The sequence below is a fragment of the Saccharopolyspora terrae genome, from assembly GCF_004348435.1.
Classification (GTDB): Bacteria; Actinomycetota; Actinomycetes; order Mycobacteriales; family Pseudonocardiaceae; genus Saccharopolyspora; species Saccharopolyspora endophytica.
Window position 1 is genome coordinate 39,730 of record NZ_SMKS01000046.1, and the last position, 7,877, is coordinate 47,606.

General features: G+C 70.3%; 7 protein-coding genes. All 7 read right to left on the reverse strand.

Annotated elements, in window-relative coordinates; genetic code table 11:
- Positions 1–12: 12 nt before the first annotated feature.
- On the reverse strand, positions 13–1,215 hold the full coding sequence (gene mltG / locus E1181_RS22310; protein WP_165944716.1) for an endolytic transglycosylase MltG: 1,203 nt from the start codon (positions 1,213–1,215) through the stop codon (positions 13–15).
- Positions 1,212–1,685 (reverse strand): Holliday junction resolvase RuvX, encoded by a 474-nt coding sequence (ruvX, locus tag E1181_RS22315; RefSeq protein ID WP_132677601.1) that lies wholly within the window; start codon positions 1,683–1,685, stop codon positions 1,212–1,214. Before ruvX ends, mltG begins: the two co-directional genes overlap by 4 nt.
- Positions 1,682–4,354, reverse strand: a complete 2,673-nt coding sequence (gene alaS / locus E1181_RS22320) for an alanine--tRNA ligase (protein ID WP_132677602.1) — start codon at positions 4,352–4,354, stop codon at positions 1,682–1,684. The genes ruvX and alaS overlap by 4 nt, the downstream gene beginning before the upstream one ends.
- An 83-nt stretch (positions 4,355–4,437) precedes the next feature.
- The gene (locus E1181_RS22325; protein ID WP_132677603.1) at positions 4,438–4,722 is read right to left on the reverse strand and encodes a hypothetical protein; all 285 of its coding nucleotides are present in this window, start codon (positions 4,720–4,722) and stop codon (positions 4,438–4,440) included.
- The gene (locus E1181_RS22330) at positions 4,719–5,126 is read right to left on the reverse strand and encodes a DUF948 domain-containing protein (RefSeq protein ID WP_132627088.1); all 408 of its coding nucleotides are present in this window, start codon (positions 5,124–5,126) and stop codon (positions 4,719–4,721) included. The genes E1181_RS22325 and E1181_RS22330 overlap by 4 nt, the downstream gene beginning before the upstream one ends.
- Before the next feature lie 194 nt (positions 5,127–5,320).
- On the reverse strand, positions 5,321–6,283 hold the full coding sequence (locus tag E1181_RS22335; RefSeq protein WP_235876951.1) for a 2-hydroxyacid dehydrogenase: 963 nt from the start codon (positions 6,281–6,283) through the stop codon (positions 5,321–5,323).
- A gap of 227 nt (positions 6,284–6,510) precedes the next feature.
- Positions 6,511–7,866 carry a replication-associated recombination protein A gene (locus E1181_RS22340; RefSeq protein WP_132677612.1) on the reverse strand — a complete coding sequence of 452 codons (1,356 nt, stop codon included), beginning with the start codon at positions 7,864–7,866 and terminating at the stop codon, positions 6,511–6,513.
- Positions 7,867–7,877: the final 11 nt, after the last annotated feature.

Genomic DNA, 7,877 nt, shown 5'->3' on the forward strand with positions numbered 1-7,877 from the left:
GCCTCCTGCTGATCAGAAAGCGCCACGTTCCTGCGCTTCCTTGATGAAGGCGTCGTGCTCCTGCTGGTTCTTCGCGAAGCAGGAGGTCCCGTCCGGGTAGCACTTCACGAAGTAGCGCCACTCGCCCTCGGCCGGCCGCTCGGCCGCCCGCAGCGCCTCCTTGCTGAACGCCGAGATCGGCGTCGGCGGCAGCCCGTAGTTCATGTAGGTGTTGTACGGGCCGGGGCGCTGCCGGTCGGAGCTGTTGGTCAGCAGCGTCGGCTTGTCCAGCGGGTAGTTGATCGTGGAGTCCAGGCCCAGCTTCATCGCGGGCTGGCCGATCCGGTTCTCGATCACCCGCGCGATCTTCGGGAAGTCCTTCTCCAGCCCCTCGCTCTGCGTCAGCGAAGCGATGATCATCAGCTCGTACGGCGAATGACCGCTGCCCTCAGCGAGCTTCGGCAGACCGGCCGCTTCCAGCTGCGCCGCCGACTTGGTGACCACGTCGCGCAGCACGTTCTCGGCGGACTCACCGGGCTTGACGTCGTAGATGCCCGGCATGATCAGGCCTTCCAGCCGCCGCCGGGGCTCGGCCTTGGACGCGTCGGCCACGGCCCACTCCGGCACGCCCAGCGCGGCCAGGTCCGCGGTCTCGGCCGCGGCGTGCATCTCCTCGGAGGTGGTGCACTTCTCGTTCTTGTTCGCGCAGGTCGCCTCGGCGAGCCTGGTGAGGATGCCCGGCGTGTTGCCGCCGTTGGGCGCGGCCTGGTCCTCCAGCCGCATGCCGCCGCGGATGTCGACCCGGCCCACCTTCGCGTCGGCCGACAGGATGTGGCTGACCGCGGCCTTGCCCGACATCTTGCTGCGCATCAGGTAGTAACCGGGCTGGATCGAGTTGATCCGCTTGTTCTCCGCCGACGCGGAGGTGAACGCCTTGGTGCTGGCCACCACGTCCTTCTCGGACAGCGTCTTGCCGATGTCACCCACGGTGTCGCCGGAGGCGACCTCGATGACGACGCTGCCGGTGCCCTCGCCGTCGTAGTCCTCGTAGCCGCCGATCCGCATGATCTGCAGCGCTCCGTACCCCACACCGCCGCCGACCAGCACCAGCACGAACAGGCCGGCCAGGGCGGTCACCCATCGGCGCCTCTTGCGACGTCGGAAGCGTTCCGGATCGGGGCGCCGTCGCCGGTGGTCCCCGGGCTCGTCCGCGAACAGTCCGAGATCATCGGTCACGGGAGTTCCTCTCGTGTTCTCTGCCCCCGGCCGTCCAGGTACGCCTGCAAGATCTCCACCGCTGCCGCCTGGTCAACGACGGCGCGCTGCTTCTTCCCCCGCACGCCGCGTTTCGACAGCTTCCGGCTGGCCGTCACCGTGGTCAACCGCTCGTCGTGAAACCGCACCGGAACCGGCGCGACCTTCTCCACCAGCGCAGCCCCGTAGGACTGCGCGATCTCCGCGGCGGAACCGTGCCTGCCCGCCAACGTCTTCGGCAGGCCGATCACGATCTCCACCACGTCGTGCTCGGAGACGAGGTCGGCGATCTTGGCGAGATCGCTGCCGCCTTCCTCGTCCCGTCGCAACGTCTCCAACGGGGTCGCCAGCATCGGAGCGGGATCGCTCAGCGCGATTCCGACCCGGACCGCCCCGACGTCGACACCGAGCCGACGTCCCGGGCCGGGATCCGCCTGCTGGTGCTCGTTCACCCGCCTGCCACCACCCGGTCGACGCCGGTGCGCAGCGCACCGATGGCCGCGGTGATGCCCGCGGGGTTCGAGCCGCCGCCCTGGGCCATGTCCGGCTTGCCGCCCCCGCGACCGCCGACCTCGGCGGCGAAGCTGGGAACGAGCTTGCCCGCCGCGATGCCCTTGTCGCGGGCCGCGTCGTTGACGCCGACCACGAAGCTGACCTTGCCCTCCTCGGCGGAGAACAGCGCCACCACCGAGGGGCGCGAGCCCAGCCGGCCGCGGATCTCACCGGCCAGCGCGCGCAGCGCGTTGCCGTCCACGCCGTCCGGGACCTGCTCGGCCACCAGCGTCACGCCGTGCACGTCGGTGCCCTTGTCGGCGAGCTCTCCGGCGGAGTTGAGCACCTGGGAGATGCGCAGCTGCGCGAGCTCCTTCTCGGCGCTGCGCAGCTTGCTGACCACGCCCTGGATGCGCTCGGGCAGCTCCTCGGCCGGAACCTTGAACTGCTCGGCGAGCTGGGTGACCAGCAGGTGCTCCTTGCTGATGTGGCGCATCGCGTCCATGCCCACCAGCGCCTCGACGCGGTGCACGCCGGAACCGACCGAGGAGTCCGACACCAGCTTGACCAGGCCGAGGTGGCCGATGCGCGGCACGTGGGTGCCACCGCACAGCTCGCGGGAGTAGTCGCCCATGTCGACCACGCGGACCTGGTCGCCGTACTTCTCGCCGAACAGCGCCATCGCACCGAGCTCCATGGCCCGGTCCATGCTGGTCGTGTAGGCGTTGACCTCGACGTCGGTCTGCAGGTAGTCGTTGACCTCCTCCTCGACCCCGGCCAGCACGTCGGCCGACACCGACGAGGGCACGGTGAAGTCGAAGCGCATCCGGCCCGGCGAGTTCAGCGAACCGGCCTGCGCGGCGCGCTTGCCGTAGGCGCTGCGCACGGCCGCGTGCACCAGGTGCGTCGCGGAGTGCGAGCGCTCGATGGACTGGCGGCGGTGGGCGTCGACGGCGGCCTCCAGCGTGGTGTCCACGCCGAGCTCGCCTTCCAGGACCTTCGCGCGGTGCACGAACAGGCCGGGCACGCTGCGCTGCACGTCGAGCACCTCGACCGCGACGCCCGGGCCGACCAGCTTGCCGGTGTCGGCGATCTGGCCACCGCCCTCGGCGTAGAACGGGGTGCGGTCGAGCACCAGCTCCACCTCGGTCCCGGCCGAGGCGCGGGACGCGGGCTGACCGTCGACGAGCAGGCCCAGCACGCGGCTGTGCGACTGCAGGTCGGTGTAGCCGATGAACTCGGTGGTGCCGTGCTGGTCGAGCAGCGTGCGGTAGGTCGACAGGTCCCCGTGACCGGTCTTGCGGGCCTTGGCGTCGGCCTTGGCGCGGTTGCGCTGCTCGGCCATCAGGTCGCGGAAGCCCTGCTCGTCGACCGTCAGGCCCTGCTCGGAGGCCATTTCCAGGGTCAGGTCGATCGGGAAGCCGTAGGTGTCGTGCAGCTGGAAGGCCTTGTCGCCCGCGAGGGTCTGGCCGCCGGTCTTCTTCAGGTCGGTGACGGCCAGGTCGAAGATCTTCGAACCGGCGGTCAGCGTCGACAGGAACGCCTCTTCCTCGTTGCGCATCACCGAGTCGATGCGGTCGAACTCGGTGACCAGCTCGGGGTAGCTCGGCGACATCGCGTCGCGCACGATCTGGGCGAACTCGCCCAGCACCGGCTCCTGCACGCCCAGCAGGCGGGTCGAGCGCACGATGCGGCGCAGCAGGCGGCGCAGCACGTAGCCGCGGGCCTCGTTGCCGGGGGTGACGCCGTCGCCGATGAGCATCACGCCGGAGCGGGCGTGGTCGGCGATGACGCGGAACCGCACGTCGTCCTCGTGGCTCGCGCCGTAGCGGCGGCCGGAGAGCTCCTCGGCCTTGGCGATCACCGGGCGGACCAGGTCGGTCTCGTAGACGTTCTCCACGCCCTGCAGCAGGCAGGCCACGCGCTCGACGCCCATGCCGGTGTCGATGTTCTTGGTGGGCAGCTCGCCGATCGGCGGGTGACCGTCCTTGGGCGGCAGCTCACCCCTGATGTCCTGCATGAACACCAGGTTCCAGATCTCGATGTAGCGGTCCTCGTCGACGACGGGACCGCCCTCCTTGCCGTAGGCGGGCCCGCGGTCGTAGTAGATCTCCGAGCAGGGACCGCCGGGGCCGGGCACGCCCATGTCCCAGTAGTTGTCCTTGGCGTCGCGGGTCTGGATCCGCTCGGCCGGGATCCCGCAGACCTTCTGCCACAGCCCGGCGGCCTCGTCGTCCTTCTCGAAGACCGTCACCCACAGGCGGGCCGGGTCGATGCCGTAGCCGCCGTCGGCCACCGACTTGGTCAGCAGCTCCCACGCGTTCTCCATGGCGCCTTCTTTGAAGTAGTCGCCGAAGGAGAAGTTGCCGGCCATCTGGAAGAACGTGTTGTGCCGGGTGGTCTTGCCGACCTCGTCGATGTCACCGGTGCGCACGCACTTCTGGATGCTCGTCGCCCGCGGGTAGGGGGCCGGGGCCTCGCCCAGGAAGTAGGGCTTGAACTGGACCATGCCCGCGTTGACGAACAGCAGCGTCGGGTCGTCGAGGATCAGCGACGCGCTGGGCACCACGGTGTGGCCGCGGCCCTTGAAGTGCTCGGTGAACCGGTGGTTGATGTCGTGGGTCTGCACTGGGAGTCCTTGGGAATTGGGTCAGGTCACGGACACGGCTGTCGGTGTCGGCGAGCGGCCGGCGGCGCGGTGCGGCGCCTGCGTCAGCGGCCCGCCCGACGAGCTCGCCGCTCGGCGTCGTGCTCAGCGGCTATCCGCCGGACCTGGTCCGCGTTCACGACCACATCCTGCAGCTGGTCTTCCCGCTCCTGCATCCCGGCGCGCACGTCGGCCCCGAACGAGCCGACCGCTCCGGCCAGTTCGCGCATGGCGCCGCCGACCTGCTCGGCCATCCCCGTGGGGGTCGCCTTCCGAGCGGTCTCGTTGACCTTGCGGCTCAGCGCGACTCCGGCTGCGATGCCCGCGCCGAACCAGAAAAGGCGCCTCACTTGCGCCCCCCTTTGTTCTTGCGGCGGAAGTGCCGTCCGGTCGGTTCCTGCTTGCGCTTCCGGCGGGCCTTCAGCGCCTTGCTCACGCCGTAGGAGAACGCCGCCGTCTTCACCAACGGACCACCCAGTGTAGCCGTGAACAGCGACGACAACGCCGAGACGTTACCGCTGATGGTCTTGGCGTTGGAGGTGATGCCGTCGACTCGCTCCAGCTGCGTGTTCACGTGCGTGATCGTCGTGTTCGCGCCGGTGAAGATGGGGTCGCTGTTCTCCTGCGCCTTCTTGATGGCGGTGCTCGCCTCGTCCAAGGTCTTGCCGAGCTTGATCAGCGGCACCGCCAGCAGCAGGACCAGCAGCACGAACGCTCCGGCGACGATCAGCGCGGCGATCTGCGTGGGCGTCACGTGCCCTCCCGTATGTCCACGTCATGTCCTTGTCGAACCCGGCGACCTGCGCCGGTTCGTTGATCGTGCGCCAGGTTACCGGTGTATCCGCCAGCTACAAGCACCCGGGCCGCCGGGTCGAACCGCAGGTCCGCGGCTTTTCGCGTCGGACCCGACGGGGGCGCGCTGGAGGTATCGATGCGGTGACCGGTTGATCACGCGGTGACGGGTGTGAGCGGTTGCTGACCACTCAGGACGGCGGCGACGTTCCGCGCGGCGAGCTCGGCCATCGCGGTGCGCGTCTCGGTGGTCGCCGAGCCCAGGTGCGGGGCGATCGCGACGTTGTCCAGCTCCAGCAGGCCTGGGTCGACCTCGGGCTCGTTCTCGAAGACGTCCAGCGCCGCCCCGCCGATGCGGCCTTCCTTGAGCGCCGCGGCCAGGGCCTTCTCGTCCACGATCGGGCCGCGGCTGGTGTTGACGACGATCGCGGTGGACTTCATCGCCTCCAGCGCGGCGTCGTCGATGAGGTGGCGGGTGCTCTCGGTGAGCGGGCAGTGCAGGGAGATGACGTCGGCGGTGCGCAGCAGCTCGTCCTGCGGCAGGTACCGGGCGTCGAGCTCGGCCTCGATCTCCTGCGCCGCGCGGCGACGGCCGGTGTAGGCGATGTGCATGCCGAAGGCACGGGCGCGGCGGGCCACGGCCTGGCCGATGCCGCCGAGGCCGACGATGCCCAGCGTCTTGCCCTGCAGTCCGGTGCCGAGCATGAAGCCGAGGTGGAAGTTCCAGGGCGTGCGCGAGCGCAGCAGCCGCTCGGCCTCGCCGAGGCGGCGGGTGACCGACAGCAGCAGCCCGAAGGCGAGGTCGGCGGTGGCATCGGTGAGCACGCCGGGCGTGTTGGTGACGGTGACGCCGCGTCCGGTGAGGGCGGGGACGTCGACGTTGTCGTAGCCGACGGCCACGTTCGCCACGACCTTCAGCTGCGAACCCGCGGCCTCGACGAACTCCGCGTCGATGCGGTCGTGCAGCATCGCCACGACGCCGTCGGCACCTTCGACCGCGGCGCGGAGCTCGTCGGGGGTCAGCGGCCGGTCCTGGTCGCAGACCCGCACCTCAGCGACCTCGCGCAGCACCGCCACGGCGGACTCCGGAACCGTCCTGGTGACCACGACCTTGCTCACATCAACCTCCACACGTCGGCCTTCCCAGCGCAACGTATCCCCCGACGACGTCGAGCCGCACCCGAGCCCCGCGCACCCACCACCCAGCGGATTCGAATTTCGCGCGAAATTCGAGGGCCGAAGTTCCCGTTCAAATTTCGCGCGAAATTCGAAAACTCCCTGACCGGGCACTGCACGGCTGGGCGCGTGGACGGGCGGGTCCGGGGCCGCAGGTGGGTGTGTCCTGGCTAGTCCTCGTCGCGGATGATGTTGCGCAGCTTCGGGACCCGGTCGTGCAGGGCGCGTTCGGCGCCGCGCGGTGTCGGGTTGTAGTAGTCGCGCCCCATCAGCGAATCCGGCGGGTACTGCTGGGCGAGCACACCTTCGGGCTTGTCGTGCGGGTAGCGGTAGCCCTTGGCGTTGCCGAGCTTCTGCGCCCCCGCGTAGTGCCCGTCGCGCAGGTGCGGCGGGACCGGACCGCCCTTGCCGGCCCGCACGTCGCCCATCGCCTCGTTGATCGCGGCGATGACCGCGTTGGACTTCGGCGCGGTGGCCAGGTGGATGGTGGCCTGGGCCAGCGCCAGCCGCCCCTCGGGCATGCCGATGAACTGCACCGCCTGGGCCGCGGCGACGGCGGTCTGCAGCGCGGTCGGATCGGCCATGCCGATGTCCTCGCTGGCGTGCACGACCAGGCGGCGCGCGATGAACCGCGGGTCCTCCCCCGCCTCGACCATCCGCGCCAGGTAGTGCAGCGCGGCGTCGACGTCGGAGCCCCGGATGGACTTGATGAACGCGCTGGTGATGTCGTAGTGCTGATCGCCGCCGCGGTCGTAGAGCACGGCCGCTCGGTCCACCGTGGATTCGACGGTGCCCAGGTCGATCTCGTCGGCCCCGTTGGACACCGCTGATTCCGCCGCTGCCTCCAACGCCGTCAGCGCGCGGCGGGCGTCGCCTTCGGCCAGCGCGACCAGGTGTTGCTCGGCGTCCTCGGCCAGTCCGACCGATCCGCCCAGTCCTCGTTCTTCGCTGACCGCCCGCCGCAGCAACGAGCGGATGTCCTCGTCCTCCAGGCTGCGCAGCTGCAGCACCAGCGACCGCGACAGCAGCGGCGCCACCACCGAGAAGTAGGGGTTCTCGGTCGTCGCGGCCACCAGCAGCACGGTCCGGTCCTCCACCGCGCCGAGCAGCGCGTCCTGCTGGGTCTTGGAGAAGCGGTGCACCTCGTCGATGAACAGCACGGTCGCCTCGCCGGAGCGCCCGAGGCGGCGGCGGGCCTCCTCGATGACGGCCCGGACCTCCTTCACCCCCGACGACAGCGCCGACAGCGCCGCGAACCGGCGTCCGGTCGCCTTCGACACGAGGTTCGCCAGGGTCGTCTTCCCGGTCCCGGGCGGGCCGTAGAGCAGCACCGACGCCGGAGCAGCCCCCTCGACCAGCCGCCGCAGAGGAGCACCGGCGACCAGGAGGTGCTGCTGCCCGACGACCTCGTCCAGGGACCGAGGCCGCATCCGCACCGCCAACGGCGCGTTCTCGGCCAGCTTCTCCCCGGCCTTCTGCTCGGTCTCGGCCCCGAACAACCCCTCGTCGAACAACCCCTCGCTCACACGCAAAACGC